Raw genomic sequence first — 18,270 nt, forward strand, 5'->3', positions numbered from 1 at the left:
GGTTCAGCAGGCGAGCCGATCGCATCGCCGGGTGCTGGCGATCATCCTCGCCATGGCGTTGGCGCCCGGATGGCCGAGGATGCCGCTGTTGCCGAGCACGTAGGACGGCGTCGCGTAGAGGCCGAGATCGGCCGCCATCCGCATCTGGCCCTTGAGCGCCAGACGGACCTCGTCGCTGTCGGCGATCTCCTCGATCTCCGCCTGCGGGATGCCGAGCGCGGCCGCCGCCGTCAGGGCGCCGGGTCCGTCGATGCGGCCGGGCTTGCCCAGGAGCGTGCGGTAGAAAGTCCACGCGGCGGCCGAGCCGAGCTTGCGCTGCACCGCGAGCATCACCTTGGCGGCCTGGGCGGATTGCGGCGACAGGATCGGGTTGCTGACGAGGCCGATGCGCAGGTCCGGATCGGACTCGTGCAGGGCGACGACGTCGGCCGCGGCCTTGCGGCAGTACGGGCAGTTGAAGTCGAAGAACTCGTACAAGGTGGTCTGAGCCTCGGGCGGTCCGGCATAGGTGACGCCGCGCAAGGCCGGGATCTGCCCGGTGATCTCCCCCGGCAGGATCGAGTTCGCGACCGCCCTGCCATCGTCGCCGGTCACGGCGACGCGCTGGCCGTAGGATTGCGCGCCGACACGCCCCGGTCCGGCACCCAGGGACGCGCCGGCAGCGATCGCGAGGAGGTGACGACGGGACAGCGTCATGGAAAACGTCCGGGCTAAAAGGTTGGTTCGGTCGAGGCTCGACCGGCCTGCGGGGTCGCCGCACCGTGATGGCGCAGGTCCGTCAACGCCGCCCTACCGGATCCCGGCCGGCCGGTCGCCCACCGCCCAGGCCAGGGCCTGCTCCAGGCGGTCATTGCCCCAGAACAGCTCGCCGTCCTCGGCCAGGAAGGTCGGGGCGCCGTAGATGCCCCGCGAGCGTGCCTCCTCGACGCTGACCCTGAGCCGCGTCTTGTTCGGCTCGCCGGCGGCGGCGCGCACGGTCTGGGTGCCGTCGAGACCCAGCGAATCGAGGATCTCGACCACGGCGGCCGGCTCCGCGATGGAGCGGCCCTCGGCGAAGCTCGCGGAAAACACCGCCTTCGAGAACGGCACCAGCCAATCCTGATCGTGGCCGTAGACCGCCGCCCGCACCGCGCTGAGGCTGTTCTGGGGAAACTGCGCCGGCCGGGTGAGCGGCGGCAGGCGGAGGCGGGCGGCCTCGCGCTCCACGTCGCGCCACATGTTCTTGCCCTTGGCCGGGTAGAGATTGAACGGCGAGGTCGTCCAGCCCTGCGACGCGAACAGCGGCCCGACCAGGAACGGCCGCCAGCGTATCGCGACCCCGGCCTCAGCGGCGGCGGCCTCGATTCGCATCGCCGCGAGGTAGGAATACGAGGAGGCGAATTCGTACCAGAACTCCAGGGTTGGCTGGCGCGCCATGGACTTCGCTTCTCCGATGCTCTTCATGCGGCGGGGATCAGGCAATGCCCGCGCCGCGCCGTGCCTCACACGGCCGCAAGGCCGTCATGAGGCGAAACGCTGTCGATCGTCCGGCAACAGGCTACGCGCGAAGCGGCACGCCGGTTGCAGGCCGGTGACACCCGCGATAAGCCGCCGACACCCCGCACCAGTTCCGGAACCAGCATGTCCGATCCCGCGAAGAGCCCCGTGAAGAAGGTGGTGCTGGCCTATTCCGGCGGCCTCGACACCTCGATCATCCTGAAGTGGCTGCAGACCACCTACGGCTGCGAGGTCATCACCTTCACGGCCGATCTCGGCCAGGGGGAAGAGCTGGAGCCCGCCCGCCGCAAGGCGGAGCTGCTCGGGATCAAGCCCGAGAACATCTTCATCGAGGACCTGCGCGAGGAGTTCGTGCGGGACTACGTGTTCCCGATGTTCCGGGCCAACGCCGTCTACGAGGGCGTGTATCTGCTGGGCACCTCGATCGCGCGGCCTCTGATCGCCAAGAAGCAGATCGAGATCGCCGAGCGGCTCGGAGCCGACGCGGTCTGCCACGGTGCCACCGGCAAGGGCAACGACCAAGTCCGGTTCGAGCTCGGCTATTATGCCCTGAAGCCCGATGTCACGGTGATCGCCCCCTGGCGCGAGTGGGACCTGCGCTCCCGCGAGCAGCTGATCGCCTTCGCCGAGCAGCACCAGATCCCGATCGCCAAGGACAAGCGCGGCGAGAGCCCGTTCTCGGTGGACGCCAACCTCCTGCACGCCTCCTCGGAGGGCAAGGTGCTGGAGGATCCGGCCGTCGAGGTGCCCGATTACGTCTTCTCCCGGACGATCTCGCCCGAGCAGGCGCCGGACACGCCGACCATCGTCACGATCGGGTTCGAGAAGGGCGACGCGGTCTCGATCGACGGCGAAAAACTCTCACCCGCGAGCCTGCTGGCCAAGCTCAACCAGCTCGGCCACGACAACGGCATCGGCCGGCTCGACCTCGTGGAGAACCGCTTCGTCGGCATGAAGAGCCGCGGCATGTACGAGACGCCGGGCGGCACGATCCTGCTGCCGGCCCACCGGGCGATCGAGTCAATCACGCTGGACCGGGGCGCGGCCCACCTCAAGGACCAGCTGATGCCGCAATACGCGGAGCTGATCTACAACGGTTTCTGGTTCTCGCCCGAGCGCGAGATGATCCAGGCGCTGATCGACAAGAGCCAGGAGAAGGTCACCGGCACGGTGCGGCTGAAGCTCTACAAGGGCGGCGTCCACGTGATCGGGCGCGAGAGCCCGAACTCGCTCTATGACCAAGACCTCGTGACCTTCGAGGACGGCGCCGTCGCCTACGACCACCGCGACGCGGCGGGGTTCATCAAGCTCAACGCGCTCCGGCTGCGCACCCTGGCGCAGCGCAAGAAGCGGGACGCCTGAGCCCCCCGGGGGCCCGCGCTCAGGCGGGCTCCCAGGCCGACGCGGCGTTGCGACGGAACAGGCCGGGCCCGAGATCGGCGTAGCGCAGAAAGATCTGGAAGGCCGGCTGCATCTCGCGATGGAGCCGGGCCATGCTGCCTGCGTCGGACGCGCCGCCGAGATGGCGGCCCATGTCCTGCGTGTACGGCTCCGTGCCGCCATAGGGCTGGTCCGGGTCGATGCGCGGCACGCCGTGGGTCTCGTCCCAGACGTGGTTGAGGCGCGGGATCAGCGCGAGGTGTTCGTCCGTCACCGCGAAAGTGATGTGCTCCGGCGTCTCGCCGGTGGCGACATCCCGGAAGACGTCGGTGATCGCCGCGCAATCCAGCTTGGCGAGCGGGTTGTGGTACTGGTAGCGGCCGGGCTTGAGCTTGGCGTTCTGCGAGAACACGGCGATCCCGTCCTCGAGCGCCCGGTGCTCCTCCTCGGCGCCGTCATCGTCCCCGGTGACATTGGCGATGTCGCCGTCCCGATCATGGCTGCCGTAGGGCGCCTCCGGATGGATCATCGGCGCGCCGGGCTCGGCGCCGTTCCAGGCGACCACCATCCGGCGGATCAACGCGATGCGCTCGAGGGTGAGGTCGTAGACGGCATCGTTCATGATCGGTCGGTCCCAGGGTGTCGCGGATCTGGCGCCCCTCTTACAGAGCCGATTCGGCGGCTGCTACCGTCGCAGGCAGCCCGCGAGCCCCTCGATCTGGCCCATCATGGCCTGGATCTGCGCGGCGCGGCGGCGGACCCCGGGGGAGGGGCGGCCGGCGCTGCGGGTGATCGGGTTCGGCAGCACAGCGACCAGGAGGGCCGCCTCGCTCCGGGTCAGCCGGCTCGCATCCTTGCCGAACCAGTGGCGGCTCGCCGCCTGGGCGCCGTAGATCCCGTCGCCCCATTCGGCGACGTTGAGGTAGATCTCCATCATCCGCCGCTTGCCCCAGAGAGCGTCGAGCGCCAGCGCGAGCGGGATCTCCAGACCCTTGCGGATGTAGGAGCGGCCCGGCCACAGGAAGACGTTCTTCACCGTCTGCATGGCGATGGTCGACGCGCCCCGGCTCGGCGAATCCTCGTCCTCCACGACTTCGCGGATCGCGCCGAAATCGACGCCGTAATCCAGGCAGAAGCGCTGGTCCTCCGAGGCGATCACCGCCTGCAGCAGCGCCGGCGCGATCGCCGCGAGCGGCACCGGATCCCGGCTCACGGGCTGAAGCGTCAACCACCGGCCGAGCATCAGGGTCGACGGCGGCGTCACCGCGCTATAGACGAGCGCCAGCGTGAGCGTGAAGATGAATCCGACGGCAGGGAGCAGCAGCAGCGCTCCCACGATCCGACGCACACGGCGGGAACGCCTCGGGCGGGCGCGCGGCAGATCGCGCTCTGCCGCGTTTCGCCTGGGTCCGGTTCGGTCGAACGTGATTTCATCTCCGCGCAAAGCGACGCCCGATTGATTTCGCCAGGCCAAGACCGGACGCAGCGCCCGATGACCTCGACTTCCTCAACGCAGGCTCAGACCGGTTCGGTCAAGGCAGGCACACAAGCCGCCGAGTTTTCCCACAGGCTGGCGCAGGTCGCCGAGACGGTCGAGACCTTTTTGGTCGACCGTCTCGGCCCCGAGATCGGCCCCGGCGAGATCGCCCGGCCGCCGCGCCTGATGGAGGCGATGCGGCACGCCGTGCTCGGCGGCGGCAAGCGCCTGCGCCCGTTCCTCGCCATCGAGACCGCCCGGATGCTCGGCGGCTCCGAGGCCGCCGCGCTCGCGGCCGGTGCCGGGGTCGAGCTCGTGCATTGCTACAGCCTCGTCCACGACGACCTGCCGGCCATGGACGACGACGACATGCGCCGCGGCAAGCCGACGGTGCACAAGGCCTACGACGAGGCGACCGCCATCCTCGTGGGCGATGCCCTGCAGACGCTGGCCTTCGAGATCGTCGCCGACCCGGCCTGGCAGCCCGACGCGCGGATCCGCGCCGACCTGGTGCTCGGGCTGGCCCGCGCCTCCGGCCTCGGCGGCATGGTCGGCGGCCAGCTCCTCGACCTCACCGCCGAGGGACGGTTCGGCGCCGCCAATATGGACGTGGACGACACCCTGCGGATGCAGGCGATGAAGACCGGGGCGATCCTGGCCTTCTCGGTGGAAGCCGGCGCGATCGTCGGCGGCGCCGACGAAGGGCAGCGGGCGGCGCTGCTGCGCTACGGGCTGGCGCTGGGCCAGGCGTTCCAGATCGCCGACGACATTTTGGACCGGGAGGCCTCCCCGGAGGCGATGGGCAAGGCCACCGGCAAGGACAAGGATGCCGGCAAGGCTACGCTGGTCGATCGCCTCGGCCTCGACGGGGCCCGGGCCGAGTGCGACCGCCTGGTCGGCGTCTGCGAGGACGCGGTGGCGCTCTGGGGCGAGAAGGCGCGGACCCTGCGGGACGCAGCCCGCTTCACGGTCGCCCGCAAGACCTGATCAGACCGGTAACCGGAGCCGGACATGCGCTCAGGGCAGGGCAGGGCCGGATCGCGACAATTGAACGGGTCGGTTTGACCGACCCGCAAGGACATAGCCCCGATTGTTGGGCATGCCCTCCTATCCGCCCCTGTCCCGCATCCTGGCCGCCGGCTCAGGGCTCGGCGGGCTCGGCTACATGATGACCCATCCGGATCCGTCCGTGGAGAGCGTCGTGACCGGTCTGTCGTGCCTGGTGCTGTGTGTCGGCTTCTCGGCGATGCCGGCACCGAAGAAGCCGAAGCCGCGGGTGCCCGTCCCGACCCCGTTGCCGCCGGCGCCCGAGCCGCAGGCGATTCCGCTCCTGCCGGGTCCGCAGCCGCATCGGCTGCTCATGACGACGGTCGTGCCGCCGGGCCGCGACCTCCCCGAGCTGGGGAGCCAACGGCAGCGCAGCGACGACCGGCAGCCCCAACGGACCTCGTAGATCCGCGGCGGCGCACCGGCCGTCTTCCGGCGTCAGGCGCGATTCTTCTTGTTGTAGACGTCGAGGCAGACCGCGGCGAGCAGCACGATGCCCTTGATCACCTGCTGGTAGTCGATGCCGATCCCGAGGATCGACATGCCGTTGTTCATCACGCCGATGATGAACGCCCCGATGACCACGCCCGAGACCTTGCCGATGCCACCGGCCGCCGACGCGCCGCCGATGAAGCAGGCCGCGATCACGTCGAGCTCGAAGCCGACGCCGGCCTTCGGGGTCGCGGTGTTGAGCCGCGCGGCGAAGATCATGCCGGCGAGCCCCGCCAGGGCGCCCATATTGGCGAAGGTCAGGAAGGTGAGCCGCTCGGTCTTGATGCCGGACAGGCGCGCGGCCTTGATGTTGCCGCCGAGCGCGTAGATCCGCCGCCCGATCGTCGTCCGCGTGGTGACGAAGCGATAGAGCATCACCAGCACGAACATCACGATCAGCACGTTCGGCAGGCCGCGATACGCGCTCATCTGGTACGCGAAGGCGAGGATCACGATGGTCGTGATACCGTTGCGGGCCACGAACGCGGCCAGGCTGTCGGGCTGGCTGCCATGGCGGACCTGCACGGCACGGCGCTGCCAGTTCATGCCGAACAGGATCAGCGAGAGCACGATCCCGATCAGGACCGAGGTCCAGGGGCCGGCGAAATTGACCAGAAACCCCTTGGCGAGAAGCTGGAACACCTCCGGGAACGGTCCGATCGAGGCGCCCTGGAGCAGTGCGAGGGTCAGGCCGCGGAACACCAGCATGCCGGCCAGCGTGACGATGAAGCTCGGAATGCCGAGATAGGCCACGAAAGACCCCTGCAGCCCGCCGATGGCCGCGCCGACCGCGAGGCAAATGATCGTCGCGGACAGGGGATCGACGTCGAAGCGGACCATCAGCAGCGCCGCCAGCGCACCGACGAAGCCGACGATCGACCCGATCGACAGGTCGATATGCCCGGCCACGATGACCAGCAGCATGCCCAGCGCCATCACGACGACGTAGCTGTTCTGCAGGATCAGGTTGGTCAGGTTGAGCGGCTGGAACAGCACGCCGTTCGTCGTGTATTCGAAGAACAGCGTGATCAGCAGCAGGGCGATCACCAGCCCGTAATCCCGGAATTGCGAAGTCCCGAGGAGGCCGCGCTTGGCACGCGCATCGGCGGCGGGCTTGGCCTCCGGGATCGAATCGGGGCCGGAGGGCATCGTCTTGGCCGCAGAGATCTCGGTCATCCGTTCAGTTCCTTCGAGCGCATGATCGCGCGCATGATCGCCTCCTGGCTCGCCTCCGAGCGTTGGAACTCGCCCACGAAGCGCCCCTCGTTCATCACGTAGATGCGGTCGCATAGGCCGAGCAGCTCCGGCATCTCCGACGAGATCATCAGCACGCCCCGGCCGCCATCGGCCAACTCGTTGATGATCGAATAGATTTCGTACTTGGCGCCGACATCGATACCGCGCGTCGGCTCGTCCAGGATCAGCACCTTGGGGTGCGTGAACAGCCACTTGCTGAGCACGACCTTCTGCTGGTTGCCGCCGGACAGGTTCACGGTCTGCTGCGCGACGCCGAAGGAGCGGATCCGCATCTTGGTCCGATAGTCGGTGGCGACGCCGCGCTCCTTGTCCTCGTCGATCACCGCCGCCCTGGACACGCCCGGCAGGTTCGCCAGCGTCGTGTTCTTGGTGATGGTCTCGTCGAGGACGAGGCCGAGCTGCTTCCGGTCCTCGGTGACGTAGGCGATGCCGGCCGCGATCGCCTTGCCGATGGTCGAGACATCGACATCCCGGCCCTCGATCCGGGCGCTGCCCGAGATGCCCTGGCCGTAGGCGCGGCCGAACAGGCTCATGGCGAGCTCGGTGCGGCCCGAGCCCATCAGGCCGGCGATCCCGACGATCTCGCCCTTGCGGACGGTGAGGTTGACGTTGCGCACCACCGGGCGGTCGGCGTGGACGGCGTGGTGCACCGTCCAGTCGCGCACCTCCAGCATCACGTCGCCGATCCGCGGCGCGCGGGCGGGATAGCGATTCGCCATCTCGCGGCCGACCATGCCGCGGATGATGCGGTCCTCGTCGATCGACCCGTCCCGGCAATCGAGGGTCTCGACCGTGGTGCCGTCGCGCAGGACGGTGATCCGGTCGGCGACCTTGGAAATCTCGTTGAGCTTATGGGAGATCAGGATCGACGCGATGCCCTGCTCGCGGAAGCTGATCAGCAGGCGCAGGAGCGCGTCGCTGTCCTTCTCGCTCAGGCTCGCGGTCGGCTCGTCGAGGATGAGCAGCTTGACCTGCTTCGACAGTGCCTTGGCGATCTCGACGAGCTGCTGCTTGCCGACCCCGAGATGGGTGACCAGCGTATCGGGGTTCTCTTCGAGCCCCACGGTCCTGAGGAGCTCGACCGCCCGGGTGAACATCCGGTCCCGGTCGATGATGCCGAGCCGGGCCGGCTCGTTGCCGAGGAAGATCTTCTCGGCAATCGACAGGAACGGCACCAGCGCCAGCTCCTGGTGGATGATGACAATCCCGACGCGCTCGCTGTCGGAGATGTCCCGGAACTGGCTGAGCCGGCCCTCGTAGTGGATCTCGCCCTCGTAGGTGCCCTGCGGGTAGACCCCGCTCAGGACCTTCATCAGCGTCGATTTGCCGGCGCCGTTCTCGCCGACCAGGGCGTGGATCTCGGCGGGCTCAATCGTCAGGTTGACGTCGGTGAGCGCCTTGACGCCGGGGAAGGACTTGGAAATTCCCCGCATTTCGAGGACGGGCTGCATGCGACCACTTCCGGCTCGTCGTTCAAATGTCGGCAGCCGATGCCGGGGGTGCCGGCATCGGCCAGGATCGGTCGGGGCCGGCACCCGGCCCCGAGAGGCTCACTTGAGCTGGTCGAGCGTGTAGTAGCCCGTATCCACCAGGGCCGGCTTCCAGTTGGCCTTGGTGACGACCACCGGCTTCAGCAGGTAGGACGGGACGACCTTCTTGCCGTTGTTGTAGGTCTTGGTGTCGTTGACCTCCGGCTGCTGGCCGGACTCGATCGCGTCGATCATCGCGACCGTCACCTTGGCCAAGTCGCGCGTATCCTTGAACACCGTCGAGTATTGCTCGCCGGCGATGATCGACTTGACCGATTGCAGCTCGGCATCCTGGCCACTGACCACCGGCATCTTCAGGCTGCCGGAGCCGTAGCCGACGCCCTTGAGCGACGAGATGATGCCGATCGAGATGCCGTCATAGGGCGACAGGACCGCGTCGAGCTTGGCGCTGCCGTAATAGGCCGAGAGCAGGTTATCCATGCGGGCCTGGGCGGTGGCCGGGTCCCAGCGCAGGGTCGAGACCTTGTCCATCCCGGTCTGGCCCGAGCGCACGACGAGCTTCTTGGCGTCGAGATACGGCTTCAGCACCGACAGGGCGCCGTCGTAGAAGAAGTAGGCGTTGTTGTCGTCCGGCGAGCCGCCGAACAGCTCGATGTTGAACGGGCCCTTGCCGTCCTTGAGCCCGAGTGCATCGACGATCGAGGTGGCCTGCTGCACGCCGACCTGAAAGTTGTCGAACGTGGCGTAATAATCGACGTTCGGGGTGCCCTTGATCAGGCGATCGTAGGCGATGACCTTGACGCCGGCATCCTTGGCCTTCGACAGCACGTCGCTCAACGTCGTCCCGTCGATCGAGGCGATCACCAGGACCTTCGCGCCCTTGGTGAGCATGTTCTCGATCTGGGCGAGCTGGTTCGGGATGTCGTCGTCGGCGTATTGCAGGTCCGGCTTGTAGCCCTTGGCGGCCAGCTGCTTCACGATGTTGTTGCCGTCGTCGATCCAGCGCTGGGACGACTTGGTCGGCATGGCGACGCCGATCAGGTCCCCACTCGCGGCGAGTGCCCCCGGCACGGCGACGCCCGTCAGCAACGAGGCGGCGAGCGCAATCTTGAGAAAGGTCTGCCTGGTAATCATCAAGTCCCCCCGGTCGTATCGCAATCCCGCGCGCCCTGTCGGCGCGCTTCGCATTGTGCGAATGTTTTTTTGATTGGCAGAAATTACCGTCCCACCGGTCTCGACGAGCCCGGTTCGACAATGAAATCGCTTTGCTAAAGCTCTTTCGGCCTGTTCGAGCCGATCAAAAGTCTTCAACACCGGCACAGACCATCCGCGCGTCTTGCGGACGCTCGGCGGCTGGACCAGCGAAGGCGGCGCACAGGTCACGAGGGCCCTCGCCCTATGCGCGACCGAGTTTTCCACTCGGCCGTTTTTGTTGAGCGATTTGTATGAGTTATAAAACGGGGCGTCAATCGGCGCCGCGCCGGGCGCACGGGAAAAAGCTTGGCTGTTGGTAAGCGCGGGTGCGCGGTTCGGCCGGGCGGCGCCCGAGAGCGCCGATTTCAAATAAAAAAGGTCAGCCGCGGCCGACGAACGGCATCTTGGTCGCCATCACGGTCATGAACTGGACATTGGCCTCCAGCGGCAGGTTCGCCATCATCAGCACCGCGTCGCCGACATGGTCCGGGTCCATCACCGCCTCGGCCCGCGTGGAACCGTCGGCCTGCGCGACGCCCTCTTTCATCTTGCCGCCCATCGGGGTGTCGGCGTTGCCGATATCGATCTGGCCGCAGGCGATGTCGTAGGCGCGCCCGTCGAGCGAAGTCGTCTTGGTGATGCCGGTCACGGCGTGCTTGGTCGCCGTGTAGGCGATCGAGTTCGGCCGCGGCGCATGGGCCGAGATCGAGCCGTTGTTGATGATCCGGCCGCCCCGGGGATCCTGGTCGCGCATGATCCTGAAGGCGTGCTGGGTGCACAGGAACAGCGCGGTGAGGTTGGTGTCGACCACTTGGCGCCAGGTCTCGAGCGGCAGGTCTTCCAGCGGCACCGGCGGCGCGCCGATTCCGGCATTGTTGAACAACAAGTCGAGGCGACCGAAACGGGATTTGGTCTGCGCGAACAGGTTGGCGATCGAATCCGGGTCGGTCACGTCGGTGGGCACCACGAGGGCGCGCCCCGGCTCGATCCGCGCCGCGACCTCGTCGAGGGGCGCCTGCCGCCGACCGGAGAGCACCACGGTCCACCCGGCTCCGGCGAGCGCCAGGGCGGAAGCCCTGCCGACCCCCGTCCCCGCCCCGGTCACGATCGCGATCCGACCCGCCACCGACATCGCTGCCTCCCTGTTTATGCCGTTGTCCTGCCTGTACCGGACGGCTGCGGCGGCGCGAAGGGCGATCCGTTTCAGATACGAGCAGACCGTAGCGGCTTCCGACGCGCTATGCTGGGACACGGGGGACGCGGATCAGGAGCGGCGGGATGCGAGCGTATCGGGGGCCGGGCGTGGCCGCGATCACGGCGGGGCAGGGGTGAGGGCACCCGAGATCCCGTTCCTGGCCGGCCTCGACGCGGAGGCCGCCGAGGCGGTGCGGGCCCGCATGGTCGCGATGGCGGTGCCGGGCGGCCGGACCCTGTTCGAGCAGGGCGATGCCGGCGACGCGCTCTACACCCTGGTCTCCGGCGCGGTCGGCGTCTCGACCCGCGACCAGCACGGGCTCCAGACCCGGATCGCCCGCCTGAGGCCGCCCGAGATTTTTGGCGAGATGGCGCTCCTGTCCGACGCGCCGCGGGCCGCGACCGTGATGGCGCTGCGCGATTCGCAGCTCCTGTGCCTCACCCGCGCGGCTTTCGAGGCCGTGATCACCGAGCATCCGCACACGCTTCTGTATTTCGCCCGCATGCTCGCCGAGCGCCTGCGCGCCCTCTACGAGGGTCATTCGGTACACCATGCGCCGCGCACCTTCGTGGTGCTCGCGGTGACCGACAGTCCCGATCCGGAGCCGTTCGCTCGGGCCTTCGCCGCCGCCCTGGACGCGATCCTGCCGGGCGAGACCGGGTGCCTGACCCGATGGCCGGAGGGGGCGGACGAGGACTCGATCCACGCTTTCGAGGCCCGGCATGCGCGGACGGTGTTCCTGGCCCGGGAGATCGACGGACCGTGGTCCCGGTTGAGCCAGCGCCTCGGCGACCACATCCTGCTGCTGGCCGAGCCCGGCGCGCCGCCGCGCCCGGGCGCGACCGCCTATCTGGAGCAAGTGCGCTCCGACTGGATCCGCATGGATCTGGTGGTGCGCCAGGATCCCCGGGCGCAGCGGCCCAAGGCCCTGCACCCCGACGTCGCCGGCCTGCCCGCGGCCATGCGGATCCAGATCCGCCCCGGTCGGCCGGACGACATGGCACGGCTCGCCCGGCTCGCCTGCGGCGCGGCGCGGGGCCTCGTGCTCGGCGGCGGCGGCGCGCGGGCGCTGGCCCATCTCGGGGTGCTCAAGGCCCTGGATGAGATCGGCTGCAAGGTGGATTTCGTCGGGGGCACCAGCATGGGCGCGGTGATCGCCGCCAGTCTCGCCATGGGCTGGAGCCTCGGCGAGATTTGGGGTCACACCGAAGCCGCCTTCGCCGGCCGCAACCTGATCAACGATTACACGCTGCCGATCCACGCCCTGACCCGGGGCGCCAAGGTCGATGCCAGCCTCGCCGAGCGCTACGGCGGCGCGCGCATCGAGGATCTGTGGCTGCCGTTCTTCTGCGTCTCGTCGAACCTGACGACCGGACGGGCGATGATCCACCGCGACGGCGACCTGCCGAGGGCGCTGCGGGCCAGCATCGCCATCCCGGGACTGCTGCCGCCGGTCCTGTGCGACGAAGGCGTGCTGGTCGATGGCGGCATGATGAACAACGTGCCGGCGGATGTGGCGGCGGATTTGGAGCGGGGCCCGGTCCTCGCCGTCGACGTCGGCAGCGACCGCGCGTTCCAGGACATGCCGATGCGGGGCTGGCGCGGCCGGCTCCTGCGCCGGCTGATCGGCTCGCCGGTGGCGATGCCGGGCCTCGCGCCGCTCCTGCTGCGCGCCGCCACGGTCTCGAGCGACGCGCAGACCATGGTGGCGGCGGCCCATGCCACCGCCCTGCTCAGGCCGCCGCTCGCGGGCATCGACCTGCGCGCCTGGTCGAGCTTCCGGGAATCCGCCGAACTCGGCTACCTGGACACGCGCGCGAACATCGCGGCCGGCCACCTGGCGCAGTGGCTCGACCCGATGCGTTGAAGGCCCGATGCATTGAAGGATCGGCGCGCCGCGCCGGCCTGGCGGGCGTGCGCCAGCGCACTGCGGCAAACGGCGGCCGGTAACCGGACGCCCCGGGCGACGATCTTCCCTGCAGAGAAGACACGGTGAGCCCCGAATCATGACGACCCATTCTGCAAGACCGCATGCTGCGGCCAACACGAACGCGGCGCGAAGCCTACGGGCCGGCGACGGATCGCCCTATGTCCCGGCGACCGGTGCCCTGCTGCACGGTGCAGCCTTCGTCCTGCTCTGCCTCTGGACGCGGACCTCGCCGGACCGCCTCAGGGACCAACTCGACGCCGAGGCGGGCGCCTGTTCCGCCCTCGGCTTCTGACGGGACGGACACGCTTCGACAGCGGGCCTGAACCGGCGGACACGACGGAGCGCGGGATCGGATGAGCGATGTGGCGGGTGTTGCGTTTCGCCGGGTCGGCCTGCCGGAGGTGAGCCTGCACGTGGCCGAGGCCGGCCCGCAGGCGGGCCCCCCGACCATCCTGCTGCATGGGTTTCCCGAATTCTGGTACGGCTGGCGCCACCAGATCGGGCCGCTCGCCGAGGCCGGCCTGCGTCTGGTCGTACCCGACCAGCGCGGCTACGGCCTCAGCGACAAGCCGCTGGGCGTCGCCGCCTACCACCTCGACCGGCTGGCCGGCGACGTGATCGCCCTGGCGGACGCCTCCGGCTTCGCGACCATCCGCCTCGTCGGCCACGATTGGGGCGGCCTCGTCGCGTGGTGGACCGCCAGCCGCTATCCCGACCGGATCGACCGGCTCGCGATCCTCAACGCGCCGCATCCGGGCATTGTCGGCTCCTACATCCGCCGCCACCCGGGTCAGTGGCTGCGCAGTTCCTATGTCGGCCTGTTCCAGATCCCCGTGCTGCCCGAGCGGCTGCTCACGGCGGATCGGTGCCGGGCGCTGCGGCGGGCGCTGACCCGCACGAGCCGGCCGGGCGCCTTCGCGCCCTCCGACCTCGACCGCTACGTCGAAGCCTGGCTGCGGCCCGGCGCGATGACCGCGATGCTGAACTGGTATCGCGCCCTGGCCCAGTTGCCGCGGACGGCACCCCCGCGGGTCCGCGTCCCGACCCTGATCCTCTGGGGCAGGCAGGACACCGCCCTGCAATCCGGCCTCGCGGAAGCGAGCCTCGACCTCTGCGAGGCCGGGCGGATCGCATGGTACGACCGGGCGACCCACTGGCTCGCCCACGAGGAGCCAACAGCGGTGAACGCCGCCTTGCGGCAGTTCCTGGTCTGACCCGGCGTCGAGGCGGGCGCAGCAGCAGAGCTTCGGCGATCTACGTAGCCGACGGCGTTCTTCACCTCAGAAGTTGCATCTACACAGTTCAGCCATTGCTTAGAGTCGTCGCACCGTGCCCTTACGGTTTGTACCGCGGGTTAATCCTGCTTTTTGGCAGACTGCACAGAAGCTTTTTTACAGCGTTACGAGGAACATCCCAGTCCGCGAGCCATTGTGGGGGAACTTCTCGGACTGGACTGGAGCATTTCAACAATGTCATTTCGTTCACTGCTGACCGCGGGCATGGTCTTCGGCGGTCTCGTCGCTGGAACCGCGGCGGTCCAGGCTGCACCGGCGATGCCGCAATCGGGCTTGGCCGGCCACGACATGGTCGAGACCGTGGCGATGCATCATCACCATCACCGGATGCACCGCCACCACTCGACGCGCCACGAGCGCCGGATGCGCCGCATGAACACGATGCGCCACGGCAGTCCGAACGCGAAGAACCCGGCCCTGCGCGGCCACCAGCAGAACCTCGGCAACACCACCGGCGGCCCGCGCTACTGAACCGTTCCCCTCGATCCGAACGACAGCCCGGCGCTCACAGCGCCGGGTTTTTTGTTTCGGGGAGGCCTCATCCACCGGTGGTGATGGTTTCTCCCCAGGCGCGTCGCGCGGCACGGCCTGATTCGGCAACGGCTCTCTGCTAAGAGGCGGGATGGCCCGAACCGCCGTCCGCACCGCCCCCGAACCGCCGCCCACCGCCGCCCTGGATCCGGCCGGCGCCACGCCGATGATGGCGCAGTATATCGAGATCAAGGCGGCCAACCCCGATTGCCTCCTGTTCTACCGGATGGGGGATTTCTACGAGCTGTTCTTCGGCGACGCGGAGATCGCCTCGCGGGCCCTCGGCATCGTGCTGACCAAGCGCGGCCGGCACGGCGGCGCGGAGATCCCGATGTGCGGAGTCCCGGTGGACCGGGCCGACGACTACCTCAGCCGCCTGATCGCGTTGGGCAACCGGGTCGCTGTCTGCGAGCAGACCGAGGATCCCGCCGAGGCCAAGCGGCGCGGGCCGAAATCGGTGGTGCGGCGGGAGGTGGTGCGCCTTGTCACGCCGGGCACGATCACCGAGGATCGCCTGCTCGATCCGGCGAGCGCCAACCTCCTGCTGGCGATCGGGCGGCGCAAGACCGGAGAGGGCGCCACCGCCTACGGCCTGGCCGCCATCGACATCTCCACCGGGCGCTTCTCCCTGAGCGAGGTTGCGAGCGGCGATCTCGCCGGGGCGGTCGCCCGGCACGATCCCCGGGAGATCGTCCTGTCCGAGGCGATCCATGCCGATCCGGCGTTGGCGCGGATCTGGCAGGAAAGCCGGGCTGCCATCGTCCCCCTGGCCCAGGCGGAACTGGAGCCCGCGGCGGCCGAGCGGCGGGTGCGGGAGCAATACGGCGTCTCGACGCTCGATGGGTTCGGCAGCTTCACCCGGGCCGAGATCCAGGCGGCCGGGACCGGGCTCCTGTACATCGCCCGCACCCAGCTCGCCGCCCGGGCGCCTCTCTCGGTGCCCACTCGCGAAGAGGCGGGCTCGACACTGGCCATCGACGCGGCGACCCGCGCCAACCTCGAACTGACCCGTACGCTCTCGGGCGAGCGTACCGGCAGCCTGCTCGACACGATCGACCGGACCGTGACCGCCAACGGCGCCCGGCTGCTCGCCGAGCGCCTGGCCGGGCCACTGACCGACCTGGCGCGGATCGCTCGCCGGCACGAGACGGTGGCGTATCTCGCCGAGGACCACGCCCTCCGCCGGGCAATCCGCGAGACGCTGGCCCGGGCACCCGACTTGGCGCGGGCACTCTCCCGGGTGGGTCTGGGGCGCGGAGGTCCCCGCGACCTCGCTGCGATCCGGGACGGGCTGATCGCGGCGGCGGGGCTCGGCGCGGTGCTGACCCAGGCGGGGGCGGCAACAGCCGAGCTCGCCGAGATCGCCGAATCCCTCAGGGCGGCCGATCCGGCCCTGGCGCAGACGCTGCAGGCGGCTCTGGCGGATGAGCTGCCCCTGTCCCGTCGGGATGGCGGCTTCGTCCGCGCGGGCTATTCGGCGGAGATCGACGAGGCGCGCCTGCTCGGCCAGGATTCCCGGAAGGTCGTGGCGGCGCTCCAGGCCCGCTATGCCGAGGAAACCGGCTGCCGGACCCTTCGGATCAAGCACAACAACCTGCTCGGTTACTTCATCGAGGTTCCGCAATCGGTGGGCGAGGCCTGCCTGAAGGGCCTCCAACGGGACTTCGTGCATCGCCAGACCATGGTCGACGCGATGCGCTTCACCAGCGTCGAACTCGGCGACCTGGAGTGCAGGATCTCCGGCGCGTCGGACCGCGCGCTCGCCCTCGAATCCGCGATTTTCGACGCGTTGGCCGCGCGTATCGTCGAACAGTCTTCGCAGACTGCGCAGGTCGCCGAAGCCCTGGCGGCGATCGATGTCGCGGCCAGCAACGCCGAGCTCGCGGTCGAGCTGGACTGGCGCCGGCCCGAGGTCGACGATTCGCTGGCGTTTGCCATCACCGGTGGTCGTCACCCCGTGGTCGAGGCGGCCCTGCGCCGGGCCGGCGAGCCGTTCATCGCCAACGATTGCGACCTGTCGGGCGAGACGCGCGGCCGGATCCGGCTGATCACCGGCCCGAACATGGGCGGCAAGTCGACCTTCCTGCGCCAGAACGCGCTGATCGCGGTGCTGGCCCAGATGGGCGCCTTCGTGCCGGCGGCCTCGGCCCGGATCGGGCGGGTCGACCGGCTGTTCTCCCGGGTCGGTGCCGCCGACGATTTGGCGCGGGGGCAATCGACCTTCATGGTCGAGATGGTCGAGACCGCGGCGATCCTCAATCAGGCGACCCGGCGCTCCCTGGTGATCCTCGACGAGATCGGCCGGGGCACCGCGACTTTCGACGGGCTGTCGATCGCCTGGGCCTGCCTGGAACACCTTCACGAGGCCAATGCCTGCCGGGCGCTGTTCGCCACGCATTTCCACGAGCTGACCGCGCTCGGCGACCGGCTGGCCCGGCTCGACAATGCCACGCTCAAGGTGGCCGAGCATCGCGACGGCGTGGTGTTCCTACACGAGGTGGTGCCGGGCATCGCCGAGCGCAGCTACGGCCTGCAGGTCGCGCGGCTGGCCGGACTGCCCGGCAGCGTCGTGGCGCGGGCCGGGGCGATCCTCAGAAGCCTGGAGAAGGCCGAACGCGGACGCCCGGCCAGGGCCAAGATCGACGATCTGCCGCTGTTCGCCGCGCTCGCACCGCCACCGCCGCCGGAGCCCCCGGCCGAGGATCCCCTGGGCGCGCTCATCGACGCCATCGACCCGGACGCGCTGACGCCCCGGGAGGCGCTGGATGCGCTCTACCGGCTGAAGCGGGAGCGGGTTGAGAGGCGGTGATCGTGGGGCGTGCGGCGTCTCCCACCACCCCCCCTTATCGTCAGGTGGTGCTGCGCAGCAGCCTCGAAGGAGGGCTCCAGGGATCGTACGGCTGGCTGGAGGCCTCCTGCGAAGCCTTCGCTTCGCTGCGTCACCTCGGCATGAGGAGGGTCGTCGGGAGAGCCGGTTGCAGAAAAACTATGGCACCGGCGCGAAATGAAACCCGTCCGGCGCCCCATGCTCGGGCACGCGGCCGGCCCGGCGGGCGGCGACCCAGTCCAGGATGCTGGCGACCACGCGCTCGGAATAGGGTTTGGCGATCACCCCGATGGCGCCGGCAAAGTCGGCCGGGATGCGCTTGGCGTTGGCGGTCATGAACACCACGGTGATTCGCGGGTCGGCCGCGAGCGCCCGGGCGACCTCGACGCCGGTCGGGCCGTCGACCAGATGGATGTCCACGAAGGCGACGTCTGGCTCGGCCGCGCGGCCGAGCGCGATCGCCTCCGCCGAACTTCCGGCGATGCCGACCGTGACGTGCCCGAGTTCGTCGAGCAGACATTCGAGCTCGAGCGCGATCAGCACCTCATCCTCGACCACGAGGATGCGGAGCGCAGCGTCCGCGCCGGCGTTCCCACCCCTCATGCGATCTCCCTTTTGGTGTCTCGACCGCTGAGCTTGCCGCGAGCTTGAAGCGTTT

General features: G+C 69.2%; 17 protein-coding genes. 8 read left to right on the forward strand and 9 right to left on the reverse strand.

What is annotated here, in order from left to right; translation table 11 throughout:
• Nucleotides 1-3: 3 nt before the first annotated feature.
• Together MKL11_RS11910 and MKL11_RS11915 are read right to left on the reverse strand one after the other, a co-directional pair.
• Entirely contained in the window at nt 4-696 is a 693-nt protein-coding gene (locus MKL11_RS11910) for a DsbA family protein (RefSeq protein ID WP_243943512.1), read from the reverse strand.
• Between the two features lie 93 nt (nt 697-789).
• Nucleotides 790-1,416, reverse strand: a complete 627-nt coding sequence (locus tag MKL11_RS11915; protein WP_243943515.1) for a 2-hydroxychromene-2-carboxylate isomerase — start codon at nt 1,414-1,416, stop codon at nt 790-792.
• A 204-nt stretch (nt 1,417-1,620) separates the two neighbouring features.
• On the opposite strand from MKL11_RS11915, the gene MKL11_RS11920 reads away from it, so the two are divergent.
• Entirely contained in the window at nt 1,621-2,859 is a 1,239-nt protein-coding gene (locus MKL11_RS11920) for an argininosuccinate synthase (protein WP_243943517.1), read from the forward strand.
• 19 nt (nt 2,860-2,878) lie between these two features.
• Here MKL11_RS11920 and MKL11_RS11925 read toward each other — a convergent pair whose 3' ends face one another.
• Complete coding sequence (locus MKL11_RS11925; protein WP_243943519.1) at nt 2,879-3,499, reverse strand: hypothetical protein; 621 nt, start codon at nt 3,497-3,499, stop codon at nt 2,879-2,881.
• Nucleotides 3,500-3,562: 63 nt separating this feature from the next.
• A complete protein-coding gene (gene mtgA, locus MKL11_RS11930) occupies nt 3,563-4,225 on the reverse strand; it encodes a monofunctional biosynthetic peptidoglycan transglycosylase (protein ID WP_243943521.1) in 663 nt (220 codons plus the stop codon).
• Nucleotides 4,226-4,369: 144 nt separating this feature from the next.
• Between mtgA and MKL11_RS11935 the strand changes: the two genes are divergently transcribed.
• Both MKL11_RS11935 and MKL11_RS11940 read left to right on the forward strand, forming a co-directional pair.
• On the forward strand, nt 4,370-5,341 hold the full coding sequence (locus MKL11_RS11935; RefSeq protein WP_243943523.1) for a polyprenyl synthetase family protein: 972 nt from the start codon (nt 4,370-4,372) through the stop codon (nt 5,339-5,341).
• Between the two features lie 112 nt (nt 5,342-5,453).
• Nucleotides 5,454-5,807, forward strand: coding sequence for a hypothetical protein (locus tag MKL11_RS11940; RefSeq protein ID WP_243943526.1), 354 nt, complete (start codon nt 5,454-5,456; stop codon nt 5,805-5,807).
• A gap of 32 nt (nt 5,808-5,839) precedes the next feature.
• Here MKL11_RS11940 and mmsB read toward each other — a convergent pair whose 3' ends face one another.
• From mmsB to MKL11_RS11960, 4 genes are all read right to left on the reverse strand, one after another.
• Entirely contained in the window at nt 5,840-7,069 is a 1,230-nt protein-coding gene (mmsB, locus tag MKL11_RS11945) for a multiple monosaccharide ABC transporter permease (protein ID WP_243943528.1), read from the reverse strand.
• Nucleotides 7,066-8,601, reverse strand: coding sequence for a multiple monosaccharide ABC transporter ATP-binding protein (gene mmsA / locus MKL11_RS11950; RefSeq protein WP_243943530.1), 1,536 nt, complete (start codon nt 8,599-8,601; stop codon nt 7,066-7,068). The genes mmsB and mmsA overlap by 4 nt, the downstream gene beginning before the upstream one ends.
• Before the next feature lie 99 nt (nt 8,602-8,700).
• Nucleotides 8,701-9,774, reverse strand: coding sequence for a multiple monosaccharide ABC transporter substrate-binding protein (chvE, locus tag MKL11_RS11955; protein ID WP_243943532.1), 1,074 nt, complete (start codon nt 9,772-9,774; stop codon nt 8,701-8,703).
• Between the two features lie 439 nt (nt 9,775-10,213).
• Complete coding sequence (locus MKL11_RS11960) at nt 10,214-10,966, reverse strand: SDR family oxidoreductase (RefSeq protein WP_243943534.1); 753 nt, start codon at nt 10,964-10,966, stop codon at nt 10,214-10,216.
• Between the two features lie 196 nt (nt 10,967-11,162).
• Between MKL11_RS11960 and MKL11_RS11965 the strand changes: the two genes are divergently transcribed.
• The 5 genes from MKL11_RS11965 (at nt 11,163) to mutS (ending at nt 17,594) form a co-directional block, all read left to right on the forward strand.
• A complete protein-coding gene (locus MKL11_RS11965) occupies nt 11,163-12,896 on the forward strand; it encodes a patatin-like phospholipase family protein (protein WP_243943536.1) in 1,734 nt (577 codons plus the stop codon).
• 139 nt (nt 12,897-13,035) lie between these two features.
• Complete coding sequence (locus MKL11_RS11970; protein WP_243943538.1) at nt 13,036-13,251, forward strand: hypothetical protein; 216 nt, start codon at nt 13,036-13,038, stop codon at nt 13,249-13,251.
• A 61-nt stretch (nt 13,252-13,312) separates the two neighbouring features.
• On the forward strand, nt 13,313-14,173 hold the full coding sequence (locus tag MKL11_RS11975; RefSeq protein WP_243943540.1) for an alpha/beta fold hydrolase: 861 nt from the start codon (nt 13,313-13,315) through the stop codon (nt 14,171-14,173).
• 255 nt (nt 14,174-14,428) lie between these two features.
• Nucleotides 14,429-14,725: a hypothetical protein gene (locus MKL11_RS11980; RefSeq protein ID WP_243943542.1), complete on the forward strand. Its 297-nt coding sequence runs from the start codon at nt 14,429-14,431 to the stop codon at nt 14,723-14,725.
• Between the two features lie 151 nt (nt 14,726-14,876).
• Nucleotides 14,877-17,594 (forward strand): DNA mismatch repair protein MutS, encoded by a 2,718-nt coding sequence (mutS, locus tag MKL11_RS11985; protein WP_243943544.1) that lies wholly within the window; start codon nt 14,877-14,879, stop codon nt 17,592-17,594.
• Between the two features lie 177 nt (nt 17,595-17,771).
• On the opposite strand, the gene MKL11_RS11990 is transcribed toward mutS, so the two are convergent.
• Nucleotides 17,772-18,215 (reverse strand): response regulator, encoded by a 444-nt coding sequence (locus MKL11_RS11990; RefSeq protein ID WP_243943546.1) that lies wholly within the window; start codon nt 18,213-18,215, stop codon nt 17,772-17,774.
• Nucleotides 18,216-18,270 lie beyond the last annotated feature (55 nt).

Origin of the sequence: Methylobacterium sp. J-077, from assembly GCF_022829365.1 — a bacterium.
Taxonomy (GTDB): Bacteria; Pseudomonadota; Alphaproteobacteria; order Rhizobiales; family Beijerinckiaceae; genus Methylobacterium.